At 69.4% G+C, this 14,869-nt stretch carries 15 protein-coding genes and 1 pseudogene; 7 read left to right on the forward strand and 9 right to left on the reverse strand.

Annotated features, from left to right (window positions below):
- Nucleotides 1-29: 29 nt before the first annotated feature.
- The 6 genes and pseudogenes from RSO68_RS07285 to ubiU form a co-directional block, all read right to left on the reverse strand.
- The gene (locus tag RSO68_RS07285) at nt 30-749 is read right to left on the reverse strand and encodes an anaerobic ribonucleoside-triphosphate reductase activating protein (protein ID WP_315586017.1); all 720 of its coding nucleotides are present in this window, start codon (nt 747-749) and stop codon (nt 30-32) included.
- 79 nt (nt 750-828) lie between these two features.
- Nucleotides 829-999, reverse strand: coding sequence for an anaerobic ribonucleoside-triphosphate reductase (gene nrdD, locus RSO68_RS07290; RefSeq protein WP_315586019.1), 171 nt, complete (start codon nt 997-999; stop codon nt 829-831).
- 190 nt (nt 1,000-1,189) lie between these two features.
- Nucleotides 1,190-2,954: pseudogene (locus tag RSO68_RS07295) on the reverse strand (ribonucleoside triphosphate reductase).
- A gap of 200 nt (nt 2,955-3,154) precedes the next feature.
- On the reverse strand, nt 3,155-3,895 hold the full coding sequence (locus RSO68_RS07300; RefSeq protein ID WP_315586020.1) for an anaerobic ribonucleoside-triphosphate reductase activating protein: 741 nt from the start codon (nt 3,893-3,895) through the stop codon (nt 3,155-3,157).
- Nucleotides 3,892-4,812, reverse strand: a complete 921-nt coding sequence (locus RSO68_RS07305) for a U32 family peptidase (RefSeq protein WP_315586022.1) — start codon at nt 4,810-4,812, stop codon at nt 3,892-3,894. Before RSO68_RS07305 ends, RSO68_RS07300 begins: the two co-directional genes overlap by 4 nt.
- A gap of 8 nt (nt 4,813-4,820) precedes the next feature.
- On the reverse strand, nt 4,821-5,816 hold the full coding sequence (ubiU, locus tag RSO68_RS07310; RefSeq protein ID WP_315586024.1) for a ubiquinone anaerobic biosynthesis protein UbiU: 996 nt from the start codon (nt 5,814-5,816) through the stop codon (nt 4,821-4,823).
- Between the two features lie 199 nt (nt 5,817-6,015).
- Here ubiU and RSO68_RS07315 point away from each other — a divergent pair, with 199 nt between their 5' ends.
- Nucleotides 6,016-6,447, forward strand: a complete 432-nt coding sequence (locus RSO68_RS07315; protein WP_315586026.1) for a globin — start codon at nt 6,016-6,018, stop codon at nt 6,445-6,447.
- 81 nt (nt 6,448-6,528) lie between these two features.
- On the opposite strand, the gene RSO68_RS07320 is transcribed toward RSO68_RS07315, so the two are convergent.
- The 3 genes from RSO68_RS07320 to RSO68_RS07330 all read right to left on the reverse strand — a co-directional run bounded on the left by RSO68_RS07320 (nt 6,529) and on the right by RSO68_RS07330 (nt 9,425).
- Nucleotides 6,529-7,698, reverse strand: coding sequence for a globin domain-containing protein (locus tag RSO68_RS07320; RefSeq protein ID WP_315586028.1), 1,170 nt, complete (start codon nt 7,696-7,698; stop codon nt 6,529-6,531).
- A gap of 136 nt (nt 7,699-7,834) precedes the next feature.
- A complete protein-coding gene (locus RSO68_RS07325; protein WP_315586030.1) occupies nt 7,835-9,037 on the reverse strand; it encodes a cytochrome D1 domain-containing protein in 1,203 nt (400 codons plus the stop codon).
- A gap of 52 nt (nt 9,038-9,089) precedes the next feature.
- Complete coding sequence (locus RSO68_RS07330; protein ID WP_315586032.1) at nt 9,090-9,425, reverse strand: c-type cytochrome; 336 nt, start codon at nt 9,423-9,425, stop codon at nt 9,090-9,092.
- Nucleotides 9,426-9,814: 389 nt separating this feature from the next.
- Here RSO68_RS07330 and RSO68_RS07335 point away from each other — a divergent pair, with 389 nt between their 5' ends.
- The 6 genes from RSO68_RS07335 (at nt 9,815) to nirJ (ending at nt 14,869) form a co-directional block, all read left to right on the forward strand.
- Nucleotides 9,815-11,545, forward strand: a complete 1,731-nt coding sequence (locus RSO68_RS07335) for a cytochrome D1 domain-containing protein (protein WP_315586036.1) — start codon at nt 9,815-9,817, stop codon at nt 11,543-11,545.
- Nucleotides 11,546-11,615: 70 nt separating this feature from the next.
- On the forward strand, nt 11,616-12,116 hold the full coding sequence (locus RSO68_RS07340; protein ID WP_315586038.1) for an Lrp/AsnC family transcriptional regulator: 501 nt from the start codon (nt 11,616-11,618) through the stop codon (nt 12,114-12,116).
- On the forward strand, nt 12,113-12,646 hold the full coding sequence (gene ahbB / locus RSO68_RS07345; RefSeq protein ID WP_315586040.1) for a siroheme decarboxylase subunit beta: 534 nt from the start codon (nt 12,113-12,115) through the stop codon (nt 12,644-12,646). The genes RSO68_RS07340 and ahbB (RSO68_RS07345) overlap by 4 nt, the downstream gene beginning before the upstream one ends.
- A complete protein-coding gene (locus RSO68_RS07350; protein ID WP_315586042.1) occupies nt 12,643-13,101 on the forward strand; it encodes an Lrp/AsnC family transcriptional regulator in 459 nt (152 codons plus the stop codon). Before ahbB (RSO68_RS07345) ends, RSO68_RS07350 begins: the two co-directional genes overlap by 4 nt.
- Entirely contained in the window at nt 13,076-13,633 is a 558-nt protein-coding gene (gene ahbB / locus RSO68_RS07355) for a siroheme decarboxylase subunit beta (protein ID WP_315586044.1), read from the forward strand. The genes RSO68_RS07350 and ahbB (RSO68_RS07355) overlap by 26 nt, the downstream gene beginning before the upstream one ends.
- Nucleotides 13,634-13,651: 18 nt before the next feature.
- Entirely contained in the window at nt 13,652-14,869 is a 1,218-nt protein-coding gene (nirJ, locus tag RSO68_RS07360; RefSeq protein ID WP_315586046.1) for a heme d1 biosynthesis radical SAM protein NirJ, read from the forward strand.

Here is a 14,869-nt window from a genome sequence, read left to right on the forward strand (position 1 = left end):
CGTTCCCTTGCGGCGGACCCGCTGCGGGATCAGGCGCGCAGTGCCAGGGTCTCGAAGCGTGGCGCCAGCCGGGCGACCAGGCCCTCGAGATCGGCCCGGGAGGGCCCGCCGGGTACCGGCGCGGCGTAGCGCGGGTCCAGGCACTGGTCGTGGCGGGCGAGCTGCAGCGCATAGTGGCGCACGCCACGCGCGGCCAGCGTCAGGGCCAGGCGCTCGATGTCGGCCAGGGTGAAGTCGCGCCCGTGCAGCGTGGTGCGACACTCGAAGTCGACGCCGCCCTCGAGCATCACGTCGAGGCTCTGGGCCAGCCGCGGGGCGATGCCGGGGTGCCCGACGATCGTTTCGACCCGGGATGCCTCGCCCTTCACGTCCAGCCCCACCCAGTCCAGTCTGGGTAGCAGGGTCTGCAGCCGTTGCGGGTAGACGCCGGCGGTATGCAGCCCCACGGCGAAGCCCAGCGCCCTGACCTCGCGCACCGCCGCGGGCAGGTCGCGGTGCATGACGGGCTCGCCGCCGCTGAACACCATCCCCTCCAGCAGCCCACGGCGCCGCTCGAGGAAGTCACGCACACTGGCCCACTCCGCGGTCTCGCCGCGTCGCGGGGTGAGCATCTGGGGGTTGTGGCAGTAGCCGCAGGCGAGCGGGCAGCCCTGCAGGAAGATCACGCCGGCCAGGCGCTCGGGAAAGTCCAGGGTGGTCAGCCGGGTCAGCCCGGCGACCGGCAGGCGAATCTCGCGGGGTGCGTCCATGGCGGGGCTCCGGTGTGACGAGGGGCAGGGTGGCGAGGAAGATGTGAACACCGCCGGGGCGTTCCCCGGCGGCTCGGGATCAGCGGGCGGCGGCGCGCTCGGCGAAGGGGGTGCGCTCGCGGTGCTCGCTGCGCTTGCCGAGGTTGAATTGGCTGACCGGGCGGTGATAGCCCATCACCCTGGTCCACACCTCGCAGGGCTGGCGGCGGTCGGTGGGCAGGGCATCGCGCTGGGTCTGGATCGTGCTCATAAAAATCTCCTAACTTTGCTCTGGGCTCCTTTCACACTCCAGCAGAGAGCTGGGCTTTGCCGGCGTTAAGCCTCAGCGAGGGCGCTGTGGACCCATCCTTGGGCGCTACCTTTGCCATCCATGGCAAAGGACCCTCGCCTCGCTTTGCCCCCGGCGCCCAGCATCACTGGAAGTCTGGCAATGAAAGCCCTCAGTGGGTCTCGGCGCCGGCCACGGCGGCCTGCGCCTGTTGCTCTGCCAGCAGGGCGTCATCGCACTTCGGGCAGAATTCATGCTCGCCGGCCAGGTAGCCATGGACTGGGCAGATCGAGAAGGTCGGGGTGATGGTCAGGTAGGGCAGCCGGAAGCGCGATAGGGCGGTGCGCACCAGCTGCCGGCAGGCGCGCACCGAGGAGAGCCGCTCGCGCATGTAGAGATGCAGCACGGTGCCGCCGGTATAGCGGGTCTGCAGCGGGTCCTGGTGGAGCAGCGCCTCGAAGGGGTCGTCGGTATGGCCCACCGGCAACTGGCTGGAGTTGGTGTAGTAGGGCGCCTCCGGCGTGCCGGCCTGGAGGATCGACGGGTAGCGCTTCAGGTCCTCCCGGGCGAAGCGATGGGTGGTGCCCTCGGCCGGCGTGGCCTCGAGGTTGTAGAGGTGCCCGGTCTGCGCCTGGAAGTCGCGCATCCGCTCGCGGACGTGGTCGAGCAGCTCGAGCGCCAGCGCCTGGCCCTCGGGGTCGGCGATGTCGTGGGTGTCCTCGCTGAAGTTGCGCACCATCTCGTTGAGCCCGTTCACTCCCAGGGTGGAGAAGTGGTTGCGCAGGGTGCCCAGGTAGCGCTGGCTGTAGGGGTAGAGCCCGGCGTCCATCCACTGCTGGATGCACTCGCGCTTGAGCTCCAGGCTGTCGCGGCCCAGCGCCAGCAGGCGGTCGAGCTCCTCGAGCAGCCCGGGCCGGTCGCCGGCGAAGCGGTGACCGAGCCGCGCGCAGTTGATCGTGACCACCCCCAGCGAGCCGGTCTGCTCGGCGCTGCCGAACAGGCCGTTGCCGCGCTTGAGCAGCTCGCTGACGTCGAGCTGCAGCCGGCAGCACATGGAGCGCACCATGTGCGGCTCCAGGTCGGAGTTGAGGAAGTTCTGGAAGTAGGGCAGCCCGTAGCGCGCGGTGAGCGCGAAGAGCCGCTCGGCATTGTCGCTCTCCCAGTCGAAGTCGTGGGTGATGTTGTAGGTGGGGATGGGGAAGGTGAAGACGCGTCCCTGGCGGTCGCCCTGTGCCATCACCTCCAGGTAGGCGCGGTTGAGCAGGTCCATCTCGGCCTGCAGCTCGCCGTAGGTGAAGGGCTGCTCCTCGCCGCCGATGATCGGCACTTGATCGCGCAGGTCCGCCGGGCAGGTCCAGTCGAAGGTCAGGTTGGTGAAGGGCGTCTGGCTGCCCCAGCGGGAGGGCACGTTGAGGTTGTAGATGAACTCCTGGATCGCCTGGCGAACCGCCGGATAGCCCAGGCCGTCCCGGCGCACGTAGGGCGCCAGGTAGGTATCGAAGGAGCTGAAGGCCTGGGCGCCGGCCCATTCGTTCTGCAGGGTGCCGAGGAAGTTGACCATCTGCCCCCAGGGCGCTTGAGAGGTGGCGCGGCGGGGCGCTCTCGGCCCGACCCGGCACGCCGTTGAAGCCCTCGATGAGCAGGGTGCGCAGCGACCAGCCGGCGCAGTAGCCGGTGAGCATGTCCAGATCGTGGATATGCAGGTCGCCCACGCGATGGGCTCGTCCGACCGCTTCGGGATAGATCTCGTCGAGCCAGTAGTTGGCGATCAGCTTGCCGGAGACGTTGAGGATCAGGCCGCCCAGGGAGTAGCCCTGATTGGCGTTGGCATGGACGCGCCAGTCGGCGCGTTGCAGGTATTCGTCGACGGTGCTGGCGACATCGACACGCGCCCTGTCGCGACGGGGAGGGGGTGTGGTCTTGTCTATATGTGCCATTGAAATAGATCCTGAGCACTACATATGGTATGTGAAGGCTAATCGCTCGGGCCGGCGAGAGACATGATCCAGGTCAGCAAAAGCCGCGCTCGGGGCGCGTGGCGGGCAAGAGTAGGAGCAGGGGGAGACGCCGTCGGACGCGGCGCCCTATCGAGGGTCGGGCAGCCGCTCAGGACGAGAGGCTCAGGAATATCGGGGCGTCACGAACGCAGGTCGAGCCGCGCGAAGTGGGGGGCGAGCCGGCGCACCAGCGCCGCCAGGGCCTCCCGGGGCGGGGCGCCGGCCACCGGGAGGCAGTAGTCGGGGTCGCGGCAGCGTTCGAGGCGCGCCAGCTGCAGGGCGTAGTGGCGCACGCCGCAGTCGGCCAGGGTCATCGTCAGGCGCTCCAGGTCGTCCAGGGCGAAGTCCCGCCAGTGCACCGTGGTGCGACACTCGAAGGGCGTCGCGCCCTCCAGCAGCAGCGAGAGGCTGCGGGCCAGCGGCTGCCAGATGCCGCGACGCCCGCAGATCCGGTCGAGGTCGCGCCCGCGGCCCTTGACGTCCAGGGCCACCCAGTCGAGTTGCGGCAGCAGCTCGGCCAGGCGCTCCGGGTAGGGGCCGGCGGTGTGCAGCCCCACGGCCAGCCCCAGCGCGCGGGCCTGCTCCACGGCGCGCGGCAGATCGGCATGCAGGGTGGGCTCGCCGCCGCTGAACACCACGGCGTCGAGCCACTCGGCCCGGGCCGTCAGGAAGGCGTGCATCGCCGGCCATTCGGCGGGATCGCCGCGGCGGGGCGTGGCCATCTCGCTGACCTCGCAGTAGCCGCACTGCAGCGGGCAGCCCTGGAGATGGATCACCGCGGCGCGCCGACCGGGGAAGTCCGTCGTGCTCAGCGCGGTCAGGCTCGCCACCGGCAGGCGGATGTCGCCGGCGCCGTGCCGACCCCGGCCCTGCTCGTTCACGGCGCGCTCACGCCGCGGGTGTTGTCCATGCCGGGGCGGCCGTACCAGTAGCCGTCGCAGACCTCGGCCTCCACCAGCGCCAGCGGGTCGGGGGCGGGCAGCGCGCCGCGCCGGGCCGCATCGAAGGCCGCGACCACCTCGGCCATGCCCTCGGCGCGTGGGCTCAGCCGGGCGCTTGCCACGCCCATCTCGGCCATGGTCGGCAGCTCATGGCGCAGGTCCTGGCAGGCGCCGGAAAGAGTCTGGATGCCGTTCAGCGTGAACACCTCCCGCGACGCCTCTTGAGTGCGCAGGGCGAGGCCCTCGGGATACTGCTGGCAGACGAACTGGCAGCGATCCTTGGGCTTCTGGTGGCGCCGCGCGGTGAAGCAGCGCGACGACCAGGCCAGCGGCAGGTGGCCGTAGGCGAAGACCTCGCAGGGCGCCTCGAGCCCCTGCTCGCGGCAGTCGGCCAGCAGCCGGGTCAGATCGTCCCGGGACATTTCCACTGGCGCCTGCCAGCTCTGCATGCCGGCCCGCGCCAGCACGGCGAGCGAGGCCGGGTTGTAGAGGTTCAGCGCGGCCCCGGCGACGAAGGGCAGTCCGGCGGCGGCGAGGCGCTGCACCGCGCTCTGGTCGTTGGCCTCGACCGTGAACTCGCCGTTGTCGCAGAGCTTGCGCAGGTCGCGCAGGTCGGCCTCGGACTCGATCAGGGTCTGGCTCGCCAGCACCACCCGCTTGCCGCTCTGGGCCAGCTCGCGGCCGATCCCCAGCCAGTCGTCGAGCTTCATGTCGCGGCGCCGCGAACAAACGGACTCGCCCAGGGTGACGGTCTCGACGGGCCAGTCGGCGGCCGCGCGGTAGAAGTCGGCGTAGTCCTCGCGGGTCCAGTAGAAGAGCACCGGGCCCAGGCTCAGTTCCAGGGTCGTGGCGGTCATGCAGCCTCCTATTTCCAGCGCCGCTCGTAGGCGCCCAGGGTGGTGGTGGCGCCCTCGGAGAGCTCGCCGAGGCCGGCCATCCAGGCGGGATCCGCGCGGAAGTGCCCGGGCGCGCGCTCGACCCGGTCCAGGGCCTGGCGCCAGATGCCGGCGACCTTCGAGACGTAGGCGGGGCTGCGCTGGCGGCCCTCGATCTTCACCGCGCTGATGCCCAGCTCCTTGAGCTCCGGCAGCAGCTCCAGAGTGTTGAGGCTGGTGGGCTCCTCGATGGCGTGATAGGTCTCGCCGCCCACCGCGAAGCGCCCCTTGCAGAGGGTCGGGTAGCCGGCCCGCTCGCCCTCGGCGTAGCGGTCGATCAGCACGCCGTTCAGGCGCGACTCCAGGCCCTGGGGCGTCTCCTCCCAGCGCACGTGGGCCGCCGGCGAGCAGACGCCGCGGGTGTTGGGCGACTCGCCGGTGAGGTACGAGGAGAGATAGCAGCGCCCCTCGGCCATGATGCACAGGCTGCCGAAGGCGAACACCTCGAGCTCCACCGGGCTCTGCTTCGCCAGGTCGCGGACCTGGGTGATCGAGAGCACCCGGGGCAGCACGGCGCGCTTGATGCCGAACTGCTCGTGATAGAAGCGCAGCGCCTCATGGCTGGTCGCCGAGCCCTGCACCGAGAGGTGGCGGTCGAGGCCGGGATGGCGCCGGGCGGCGTAGTCGAGCAGCCCCATGTCGGCCATGATCAGGGCGTCGACGCCGAGCTCGGCGGCCTGGTCCACGGCGCGGGTCCACATCGCCCAGCCGTCCGGCTGCGGGTAGGTGTTGATGGCGCAGAACACCCGCTTGCCGCGGGCGTGGGCGTAGTCGATACCCTCTCCGGCGCGCTTGTCGGTGAAGTTGAGCCCGGCGAACTGGCGCGCGTTGGTGGTGTTCTGGAAGCCGAAGTAGACGGCATCGGCGCCCTCGTTCACGGCGCGCTTCAGGGCGGGCAGGTTGCCGGCGGGGCAGACGAGCTCCATGGCACGACTCCTCTCGATGAAAACCCGGCCATGCTAGTCGACCCTCCCGGCGCCGCCCTTGACGGGCGTCATGCCGGGCGGGCATTCGCGGTCGGCGTGATCCAGGTCATGCCCTGACCACCGAACGATCCCCCGGCCATGGCGTGCGCGCGCGCCTGACCTAGGCTGTGATCAGGCCCTTACACCATGCGGGGTGGCCATGGATATCGAACGCCTCTTCGATGAGAGCTACGTGCGGGTGCTCGACCGCGAGGTCGAGGGGCGGGCGTTCTTCGTGGCCTTCTACGAGCGCTTCCTCGCCGCCTCGCCCCAGGTCGCCGAGAAGTTTCGTCACACCAATATGGCGCGCCAGCAGGCGATGCTCAAGAAGGCCTTCTATCACCTGCTGGCGTTCTACGCCTCGAGCCACGCCGACTACTACCTGCAGCAGGTGGCGATCAGCCACGACCGGGCGCATCGGGATATCCCCCCGGCGCTCTACGCCCTCTGGCTCGAGAGCCTGATCGACACGGTGCGCGCCTTCGACGTGGCCTTCGATGACGACGTCGAGCTGGCCTGGCGGCTGGTGATGACGCCGGGCATCGTCTTCATGACGTTCCATTACGACCGCGGCACCGGTCGCGATGTCTGACGCCGTCTCGACGTCCCGAGACCAGAACGCCCCGGCATGACCGGGGCGTTCTGGTGGTGGGGCTGGGCGTTTGGGCGACCGTCAGGCGACGTCGAGGGGGCGCGAGGGGCCGAAGTGCTCGTAGTGGCGGCGCTCGTCGGGCACGCCGAGCGAGGCCAGCGCCCGGTCCACGGCGGTCATGAAGCCCTGGGGGCCGACGAAGTAGCAGCGGGCGCCTTCCGGCAGCAGGCGGGCCAGCAGCTCGCGGTCGATGCGCCCGATATGATCGGCGTCGGCGCCGCGCTCGTGGACGCTCACGGCGCGCAGCCGCTGCGGATGCTCGGCGGCCAGCGCCGCTATCTCGTCACGGAAGGCGTGGTGCTCGGCGTCCAGGGCGGCGTGCAGGTAGATCACCCGGCGCCCCGCGGCCAGGGCGTGGCGCGCCATGGGCAGCAGCGGGGTCTGGCCGACGCCGCCGGAGGCCAGCAGCAGCGGCTCGTCACCGCCCTTCAGGGTCAGCTCGCCGGCGGGCGGCAGCAGCTCCAGGGTGTCGCCGATGCTCATCGCGTCATGGAAGTGCCGGCTCGCCCGGCCCTCGGGCTCGCGCTTGATCGAGACCCGATAGGCGCGGCCGTTGGGCACGTCCGAGAGGCTGTAGTGGCGATAGACCGGCTCGCCGTCGAGGGTCAGCCGCACGCCGATGAACTGGCCCGGCGCGTGATCGGCCACCGGGCCGCCGTCCTCGGGCTCCAGCACGAAGGAGCGGATCACCGCGCTCTCGCGGCGGATGTCGGCGATGCGAAAGCGCCGCGTGCCGCGCCAGCCGCCGGGGCACTTTGCGAACTCGTGGTAGCGATGGTCCTCCAGCTCGATCAGCAGGCCGGCGAGCTCCTCGTAGAGGGCGCTCCAGGCCGCGGCGATCTCCGGCGTCACCGCCTCGCCGAGCACCTCGCCGATGGCGGCCATCAGGCACTCGCCGACGATGGGGTACTGGTCGGGCTGGATGCCGAGGGCGACGTGCTTGCCGACGATGGTGCCCATCGCGCCCCGCGCCTGCTGGGGATCCTGGCGCAGCTGCACGTAGGCGAGCACCGCGCCGGCCAGCGCCCGGGGCTGGTCGCCGTCGCGCTGGTGAGTCTCGTTGAACAGCGGCTTCACCTCGGGATAGCGCGAGAACATCAGCGGGTAGAAGCATTGGGTGATGGCGTCGAGGTGTTCGGCCACCACGGGGGCGGTGGCGGCGATCAGGCGTTCCTGGTCTGGCGTCAGCATGGCAGGGCTCCGGTCAGGGGGTGTCTTTTAAGATGCAAATAAAATACATCTTTAAGATCGCCGCCGATACCCCGCTGGGCTGACGCGAAATGTCGCAGGGCGAGCGGCGCCGCCCGCTGCTCGTCCTGGCGCGCGCTTATAACCCGATACGGTGGGCCCGGTCGGTGAAGAAGATGCCGCTAGGCGATTCGCTATCAAGCGTCGCCAGCACCTCGAAGGTGCGGGTGTCGTAGACGGTGATCCGGTCGCTGTCGCGGGCCGAGACCCAGGCGTGTTCGCCCTTGGGAGTGAACTCCATGTGCAGCACCGCCTCGCCCGGGGAGAGGGTGCGGATAACCTCTCGCGTCTCGGTATCGATTACCTGCACCACGTCGTTGTCGGGGTGGGCGAAGTTGACCCACACCTGGCGCTCGTCGGGGCGGCTCATCACGAAGATCGGCTGGCCGTGGACGGGGATGCGCTCCTCAAGCGACCAGTCGTCGGTGTCGGCGAGGAGCACCTCGTGGCGCCCCACCGCCGGCAGCCAGGCCTCGTCGCCGGCCATCGCCCAGCCCTCCAGGTGCGGCATCTTGTAGACCGGCAGGCGCGCCTCGCCGCGGCCGTAGTCGGGCAGGATACGCGTGACGCCCTCCTCGACGTGCCACAGGTCCAGCAGCGCCAGGCCGTCTTCGCCGAACAGCCCGGCGATGTAGTAGCGCCCGTTGGCGCCGATCAGGGCGTCGTAGGGCGCCTCGCCGATATCGGGGAAGCGCGTCACCTTGGGCGCCTCGCCGTTCATGTCGATCATGGCGATCTCGCCCGCCTCGAACAGGCTGTAGACGAAGCGGTTGCCCGGCGCGTCCACCAGCCCCACCACCTTGGAGCGCACGGTCTCGCCCTGGGCGTTGCGATAGGTGGCCGGAATCTCGGCCACCGGTTCGAGGGTCTCGCTGTCGAAGAGCCGCACCCCGCCCGGCTCGTAGTTGGCCACCGCCACCAGCGAGCCGTCCTGGGAGATGGCGCCGCCGATGCTGTTGCCGGACTGCATCACCCGATGGGTGATCTCGCCGCTGAGCAGGTCGACCCGGCTGAGCCCGCCGTCGCGGCCGAAGACGAAGGCGTAGCGGGCGTCGCGGGAGAACTTCACCGAGGCGTGGGACAGGTCCCCGAGCCCCTCGACGCGCCCGAGAATCCGCCGCGCGCTGGTGTCCACCACCGCCAGGCTGCCGGTGGCGCGCTCCACCACCACCCCGAGATCCCCGGTGCCGCGCGGCTCGAGCGGCGGGGTGGCCTGGCAGCCGGCCAGCAGGGCGGCCAGGCCGAGAGCGATCAGGGGCGTGCGCAGTCCAGAGAGCATCATGGCGATTCCTTGTCGTGTCGAGGGCCGAGTCGAGAGCCGGGGCGGCGAACGTTCACTCATCCAGGGGGGTGTCGTGCTGCAGGTGATCGGCGAGCCAGCGGGCCTCCTGCTCGCTGAGCAGTCCCGCCCAGCCGGGCATGGCGGTGCCGGGCACGCCGTGGAGGATCAGCGCGGCCAGGCCGTCGCGATCATAGGCGTTCATGCGCGATTGCGGCAGGGGCGGTCCCAGCCCTCCGCGCAGGGTCATGCCGTGACAGGAGCCGCAGTCCTGATAGAGCAGCGTCTCGAGCTCGGCCTGTCGCGCTGGTGAGAGTGCGCTATCGGCGAGCGCCGCGGCCGGCAGCCAGCAGAGGGCCAGCAGCAGAAGACGGGGGGCGGGCAGGGGCATGGCATCTCCTCGGGCAGGGCTCCTCGTTCAGGGCACCTTTCTGTCGACAGGACACCCTCCAGCGGGGCCCTCGCCAGTCTCGCGGCTCTCGGGGCGTCGCGCCATGACGACGGTCAAGGCGCGCCTCATCGTCTACATCAAGCACGACGCGCGACGGCTCGCAACGCCTCTTTGGAGGTAGGGGCCGATGGCCGTTGACGCAGGTCAATAACGGCGGGGAAAGCGAGGCGGGAATCGTTAAAGATGCATGAATTATACGCGTTAATGGACCACGCTCAGGGCCAGGAGGGTCATCGACCATGCGTTCGCGTCGGCTGGCCGTCCGTCGAATAACGACAGCGCCATGGCCTGACGACAGCGCATCCAAGGATCATGACAGAGGTGGAACGATGATGAAGAAAGACTGGTATCTAAAGCCCCTGGCGGTAGCGGTGACCACCGTCGCCCTGGGTATCACGACGGCCCAGGCTCAGGATGGCCACAAGGATGTCGACGAGGCCAAGAGCGCCTATCAGGGCACCGAGTCCGCCGTGGATCCGGGTTCCGCCAAATCGGTGCGGACCCCAGGGGCGCCGGACCTGACCGAGGCCGAGTTCGAGCAGGCCAAGGAAATCTACTTCCAGCGGTGTGCCGGCTGCCACGGTGTGCTGCGCAAGGGAGCCACCGGCAAGCCGCTGACCACCGACATCACCCAGGAGCGCGGCCTCGATTACCTCAAGGCCTTCATCACCTACGGCTCACCGGCCGGGATGCCCAACTGGGGCACCTCGGGCGATCTCTCCGATGATGAGGTCGAGCTGATGGCCAAGTACATCATGCACGAGCCGCCGGTGCCGCCGGAGTTCGGCATGCCCGAGATGATGGATACCTGGGAGGTCCTGGTCGCCCCCGAGGACCGCCCCACCGAACAGATGAACGATCTCAACCTCGATAATCTGTTCTCGGTCACCCTGCGTGACGCCGGCCAGATCGCGCTGATCGACGGCGGCTCCAAAGAGATCGTCAAGATTCTCGAGACCGGCTATGCGGTGCACATCTCGCGGATGTCCGCCTCCGGGCGCTACATCTTCGTCATCGGTCGTGATGCCAAGGTGGACATGGTCGATCTGTGGATGGAGGAGCCGAGCATCGTGGCCACCATCAAGATCGGCATGGAGGCACGCTCCGTCGAAACCTCCAAGTACAAGGGATATGAAGATCAATATGCGATTGCCGGTGCCTACTGGCCGCCGCAGTACGTGATCATGGACGGTCAGACCCTGGAGCCGAATAGGATCGTCAGCACCCGCGGCATGACCGTCGATACCCAGGAGTACCATCCGGAGCCTCGCGTGGCGGCTATCGTGGGGTCGCACCAGCACCCCGAGTTCATCGTCAACGTCAAGGAAACCGGCAAGGTCCAGCTCGTCAACTATGAGGACCTGGAGGCGCTCTCTACCGTCGAGATCGAGACCTCGCGCTTCCTGCACGACGGTGGCTGGGACGCCTCCGGCCGCTACTTCCTTACCGCGGCCAACGAGTCCAACCAGATCGTGGTCATCGACGCGCTCGAGCGTGAGCTCGAAGAGATCGTCGATGTGGGCAAGATTCCCCATCCGGGTCGCGGCGCCAACTTCGTCGATGCCGAGCATGGGCCGGTATGGGCCACCAGCCACCTGGGCGACAACACCATCTCGCTGATCGGCACCGACCCGGAAGGGCACCCCGACAACGCCTGGAAGGTGGTGCGCACCCTGGAAGGCCAGGGCGGCGGTTCGCTGTTCATCAAGACCCATCCGGAGTCTGACAACCTCTACGTCGATACCGCCCTCAACCCGGGCGAAGGGCCCAGCCAGAGCGTGGCGGTCTTCGACATCAACGACCTCGAGGCCGGCTATGAGGTACTGCCGATCGCCGAGTGGGCCGACGTGGGCGAGGGCGTCAAGCGGGTCGTGCAGCCTGAGTACAACCAGGCCGGTGACGAGGTGTGGTTCTCCGTCTGGAATACCATGGAAGAGACGTCCGCGCTGGTGATCGTGGATGACGAGACCCGCGAGCTGAAGCACGTGATCAAGGACGAGCGTCTGGTCACCCCGACCGGCAAGTTCAACGTGATCAACACCCAGAAAGACATCTACTGAGCCGAGCGGGACACGGCGGCGGGCCCTTCGGGGTCCGCCCGCCTTCCCCCGCCTTGAGTGAGCTGTGCCGATGCATTGCCGACCCCAACCTTGCCACGTTCAAGATCTCGATGCGCTGGACCGTCGCCTGATCGACAGCTATCAGCGCGGCCTGCCGGTCTGCCCCCGGCCCTTCGCGCGGATCGCCGAGCGCCTGGGCGCCGCCGAGGACGAGGTGATCGCGCGCCTGGAACGCCTGCAGGCGCGGGGCGTACTGAGCCGCGTGGGGCCGGTCTTCGACCATGCCCGAGCCGGCGCCAGCCTGCTCGCCGCCGTGGCCGTGCCCGAGGCCGAGCGCGATGCCTTCGCAGAGCTCATCAACGCCGCCCCCGGCGTCAACCACAACTACGCAAGGGAGCACGACTACAACCTCTGGTTCGTGATGACCGCCCCCGACGCATCCGCGCTCGACGCGCGCCTCGACACCCTCGAGGCGCGCCTGGGCGTGCCGATCCTGCGCCTGCCGATGCTCGAGAGCTTCCATATCGACCTGGCGTTTCCCATTCCCTGGGCTGAACTGGAGCGCACATGAGATCCGTGACCCCGCTGTCCCTCGAGGCCGCCCCCTCGCTCGACGAGCCGGCGGCCCATCGTCGCCTGCGCGCGCTGCTCGAGCGAGGCCTGCCGCTCACGTCGCGCCCCTGGCAGACCCTGGCCGAGCAGGCCGGGCTCGCCGAGGAGGAGGCGATGGCCTGCGCGCATCGCTGGCAGGCCGAGGGGCTGATCAAGCGCCTTGGCCTGGTGGTGCGCCATCGCCGGCTCGGCCTCGAGGCCAACGCCATGGTGGTGTGGGACGTGCCGGACGAGCGGGTCGCCCTGGTGGGCCGGCGCCTGGCCCGCGAAACCGCCGTGACGCTCTGCTATCGGCGTCCGCGACGGCTGCCCGACTGGCCCTACAACCTCTTCTGCATGATCCACGGTGCTCGCCGCGAGCGGGTGCTCGAGGAGCTCGCGGCGATCGTCGCGCGGCTCGGCCTCGATGACATTGCCCATCGAGCGTTGTTCAGCACCCACGCCTACCGCCAGTGCGGCGCCCGCTATGCCCGTGAGGAGGATGCATGAGCCTGGACGAGCTGGACGGCGTGGATCGCCGCCTGATCAATCGCCTGCAGGAGGGCCTGCCGCTGGTGGCGCGCCCCTATGCGGCCGTCGCCGAGGCGCTGGGCGTCACCGAGGGCGACCTGCTCTATCGGCTGGAGCGCCTGCGCGAGAGCGGCATGCTCAGCCGCTTCGGCCCCATGTACCACGCCGAGCGCCTGGGCGGCGGCCTGACCCTGGCGGCTCTCGCGGTGCCGGAGCCGGACTTCGAGCGCGTCGTCGAGGCGGTCAACGCCTTTCCGGAGGTCGCCCACAACTACCGTCGCGAGCACGCGCTCAACATGTGGTTCGTGCTGGCCACCGAGACCCCGGCGCGCATTGGTGAAGTGATCGCGGCCATCGAGGCGGCCACCGGCCTGCCGGTCTTCAACATGCCCAAGGAGGAGGAGTTCCATGTCCGTCTCCATCTGCCGGTCTAGCCAGGGCTCGGTCCGCGATGCCCTGAGTCCCGACGAACGGGGCCTCGACGAACGTGACCGCGCCATCGTGCTGGCCACCCAGGCCGGGCTGCCGCTGGTCCCCGATCCCTGGGGCGCGGTGGGTCGCGAGCTGGGCCTCACTGGCGAGGAGGTGCTCGCGCGCATGCGGGCGATGCACGAGCGCGGGGTGATCCGGCGCATCGCCGCGGTGCCCAACCACTATCGCCTGGGTTACGTCGCCAACGGCATGACCGTCTGGGACGTCGATGACGCCGAGGTCGAGCGGCTGGGCCGCGAGGTGGCCGCCATCGAGGGGGTCAGCCACTGCTACCGTCGCCCGCGCCACCTGCCTCACTGGCCCTACAACCTCTTCGCCATGCTCCACGGGCGCAGCCGCGAGGAGGTCGAGCGCCAGGCTGAGGCGCTGCGGGCCCGCCTCGGCGAGGACTGCCGGGACCACCGCATCCTCTACAGCTCGCGCATCCTCAAGAAGACCGGGCTGCGCCTGGCGCGACGCGCCCCGCAAGCCTAACGAAGGCAGGAGAACGCCATGTTTCGCGTCACCCGCTATATCCAGAGCCTGATGGAACCGGCGCCTCCGGGGCATGCTCCGCGAGGAGGTGCCCGCAAGCCGCCCGGGCCGGTGGTGATCTGGAACCTGATTCGCCGCTGCAACCTGACCTGCAAGCACTGCTATACCACCTCGGCGGACATCGACTTCGCCGGCGAGCTCTCGACCGCCGAGGCGCACGCCGTGCTCGACGACCTCACGGCCTTCAAGGTGCCGGCGCTGATCCTCTCCGGGGGCGAGCCGCTGATGCGCCCCGACATCTTCGAGCTGTCGCGCCGGGCGCGCGAGCTCGGCCTCTATACCGGGCTCTCCACCAACGGCACCCTGATCACCGAGGCCAACACCGACGCCATCGCCGACGTCGGCTACGACTACGTGGGCATCAGCATCGATGGCCTGGAGGCCACCCACGACGCCATCCGCCAGCGTAAGGGGGCCTTTCGCGAGTCGATGCACGCGGTGAAGCTGTGCAAGGCGCGCGGCATCAAGGTGGGGCTGCGCTTCACCCTGACCCGCGAGAACGTCGAGCAGCTCGACGACATCCTGGCGCTGATCGACGAGCACGACGTCGACAAGTTCTACCTCTCGCACCTCAACTATGGCGGGCGCGGCCGGCGCCACAGCAAGCAGGACGCCTGGTACCGCATGACCCGCGACGCCATGACCCGGCTGTTCGATCATTGCCGCAGTGAGCTCGAACGCGGCGTCCGGCGCGAGTACGTCACCGGCAACAACGACGCCGACGGCCCCTTCCTGCTGATGTGGGCCCGCGAGCACTTCCCCGAGCGGGCCGAGGCCCTGGAGCGGCAGCTGATCGACTGGGGCGGCAACGCCTCGGGCGAGCACATTGCCAACATCGACAATCTGGGCAACGTGCACCCCGACACCTTCTGGTGGGACCACACCCTGGGCAACGTCCGCGAGACGCCCTTCTCGGCGATCTGGCGCGACACCCAGGACCCGCTGATGGTCGGCTTTCGCCAGCGGCCGCGGCCGCTCAAGGGGCGCTGCGGCGAGTGCCGGTTCCTGCCGATCTGCAACGGCAACACCCGGGTGCGGGCCTGGAAGGTCACCGGCGACCCCTGGGAGGAGGATCCCGGCTGCTACCTGACCAACCGCGAGATCGGGGTCACCGAGGCGGAAGAACGGCGCATCGGCGCGCCCTTTGCTCCCATCCAGGCCATCGAAATCCAGTAA

The organism is Halomonas saccharevitans (assembly GCF_032333995.1).
Lineage (GTDB): Bacteria > Pseudomonadota > Gammaproteobacteria > Pseudomonadales > Halomonadaceae > Halomonas > Halomonas saccharevitans.

Excerpts from the sequence above, each read along its gene's own strand:
- RSO68_RS07285 (WP_315586017.1), bottom strand. The coding sequence starts at position 749 with ATGGACGCACCCCGCGAGATTCGCCTGCCGGTCGCCGGGCTGACCCGG.
- nrdD (WP_315586019.1), bottom strand. The coding sequence starts at position 999 with ATGAGCACGATCCAGACCCAGCGCGATGCCCTGCCCACCGACCGCCGC.
- RSO68_RS07305 (WP_315586022.1), bottom strand. The coding sequence starts at position 4,812 with ATGACCGCCACGACCCTGGAACTGAGCCTGGGCCCGGTGCTCTTCTAC.
- ubiU (WP_315586024.1), bottom strand. The coding sequence starts at position 5,816 with ATGGAGCTCGTCTGCCCCGCCGGCAACCTGCCCGCCCTGAAGCGCGCC.
- RSO68_RS07315 (WP_315586026.1), top strand. The coding sequence starts at position 6,016 with ATGGATATCGAACGCCTCTTCGATGAGAGCTACGTGCGGGTGCTCGAC.
- RSO68_RS07320 (WP_315586028.1), bottom strand. The coding sequence starts at position 7,698 with ATGCTGACGCCAGACCAGGAACGCCTGATCGCCGCCACCGCCCCCGTG.
- RSO68_RS07325 (WP_315586030.1), bottom strand. The coding sequence starts at position 9,037 with ATGATGCTCTCTGGACTGCGCACGCCCCTGATCGCTCTCGGCCTGGCC.
- RSO68_RS07330 (WP_315586032.1), bottom strand. The coding sequence starts at position 9,425 with ATGCCCCTGCCCGCCCCCCGTCTTCTGCTGCTGGCCCTCTGCTGGCTG.
- RSO68_RS07335 (WP_315586036.1), top strand. The coding sequence starts at position 9,815 with ATGATGAAGAAAGACTGGTATCTAAAGCCCCTGGCGGTAGCGGTGACC.
- RSO68_RS07340 (WP_315586038.1), top strand. The coding sequence starts at position 11,616 with ATGCATTGCCGACCCCAACCTTGCCACGTTCAAGATCTCGATGCGCTG.
- ahbB (WP_315586040.1), top strand. The coding sequence starts at position 12,113 with ATGAGATCCGTGACCCCGCTGTCCCTCGAGGCCGCCCCCTCGCTCGAC.
- RSO68_RS07350 (WP_315586042.1), top strand. The coding sequence starts at position 12,643 with ATGAGCCTGGACGAGCTGGACGGCGTGGATCGCCGCCTGATCAATCGC.
- ahbB (WP_315586044.1), top strand. The coding sequence starts at position 13,076 with ATGTCCGTCTCCATCTGCCGGTCTAGCCAGGGCTCGGTCCGCGATGCC.
- nirJ (WP_315586046.1), top strand. The coding sequence starts at position 13,652 with ATGTTTCGCGTCACCCGCTATATCCAGAGCCTGATGGAACCGGCGCCT.